The following is a 1,578-nucleotide window of genomic DNA, read 5'->3' as shown; positions in this document are numbered from 1 at the left end:
CAGGCGAGCGGACCCCGGGCCGCGGCACCGGAGCCGGCTCCGCCGGCCACCATCGCGCCAACAGCGAAATGGCCCGGCGCGCCCCCACGGGCGCGGTGCGGATGAGTAGGCTCGACACAGATGCAGGGCCTGCGTCCGCCCCTCCCGGGGACTCCGCGCAGCGCCCCACCCCGGCAGGCCAACAGGAAGGCACCCGTGATGACGGAACACACCCCCCGGATGCAGTCGGTGGACCCGGCGCAGCGCGAGGACTACATCTACAACCGTCTGCTCAAGGAGCGCATCATCTGGCTCGGCTCGGATGTGCGCGACGACAACGCGAACGCCATCTGCTCGCAGATGCTCCTGCTCTCCGCCGAGGACCCGGAGAAGGACATCTACCTGTACATCAACTCCCCGGGCGGCTCCGTGACCGCCGGCATGGCCATCTACGACACGATGAAGTTCATCCCGAACGACGTCGTCACCGTGGCCACCGGCCTGGCCGCCTCGATGGGCCAGTTCCTGCTCTCCTCGGGCACCAAGGGCAAGCGCTACGCGACCCCGCACGCCCGCGTCCTGATGCACCAGCCCTCCGGCGGCATCGGCGGCACCGAGTCGGACATCCGCATCCAGGCGCAGCTGATCCTGCACATGAAGAAGGTCATGTCCGAGCTCACCGCGGAGCAGACCGGCCAGTCCCTCGAGACCATCCTCGAGGACAACGCGCGTGACAAGTGGTTCACCGCGCAGGAGGCCCTCGAGTACGGCTTCATCGACCACATCGCCGAGCACTCCACCGCCGTCTCCGGCGGCGGAGGCATGCAGGCCTGAGGCCACGCCCGCGGACCGCACGACCTCGTCAGGAGAGACAGACATGAACCACTTCACCGCCGGGCTCCCGACCGCGAAGCCCACCCAGTCCACCCCGGACGCCCGCTACATCCTCCCGCAGTTCGAGGAGCGCACCCCGTACGGCTTCAAGCGCCAGGACCCCTACGCCAAGCTGTTCGAGGACCGCATCGTCTTCCTCGGCTCGCAGGTGGACGACGCCTCGGCCGACGACGTGATGGCGCAGCTGCTCGTGCTCGAGGCCATGGACTCCGAGCGTGACATCACCCTGTACATCAACTCGCCGGGCGGCTCCTTCACAGCGATGACCGCCATCTTCGACACGATGCAGTTCATCCGCCCCGAGGTGCAGACCGTGTGCCTGGGCCAGGCCGCCTCCGCCGCCGCCGTGCTGCTGGCCGCCGGCGCCCCGGGCAAGCGCCTCGCGCTGCCGAACGCCCGTGTGATGATCCACCAGCCGGCCATGCAGGGCGACCGCGGCACCGCGACCGACCTCGAGATCCACGCGCAGGAGATCAACCGCATGCGCGTCTGGATGGAGGAGACCCTCGCCTCGCTGACCGACAAGTCGGCCGAGGAGGTCTCCCGGGACATCGACCGGGACAAGTTCCTCTCCGCCCAGGCCGCCCTCGAGTATGGCCTCGTGGACGAGGTCCTCTCCTCCCGCAAGATCACCCGTCCCGCGGCCTGATCGTCGGATCCTCCCCCGGCCGCGGCGGGGGAGGACCACGACGACGGCCCGCACCG

Annotated in this window: 2 protein-coding genes; both read left to right on the top strand. The window is 69.5% G+C overall.

From position 1 onward, the window contains the following. Positions 1–198 precede the first annotated feature (198 nt). Entirely contained in the window at positions 199–813 is a 615-nt protein-coding gene (locus AC2W7A_RS12260; RefSeq protein WP_485991588.1) for an ATP-dependent Clp protease proteolytic subunit, read from the top strand. Positions 814–856: 43 nt separating this feature from the next. Then, positions 857–1,522: an ATP-dependent Clp protease proteolytic subunit gene (locus AC2W7A_RS12255; RefSeq protein WP_485991587.1), complete on the top strand. Its 666-nt coding sequence runs from the start codon at positions 857–859 to the stop codon at positions 1,520–1,522. Positions 1,523–1,578: the final 56 nt, after the last annotated feature.

Source organism: Micrococcus sp. LASM2_SD2, from assembly GCF_057364565.1.
The sequence above is the reverse complement of the archived record's forward strand: the minus strand, read 5'-3'. Positions and strand labels throughout refer to the sequence as shown.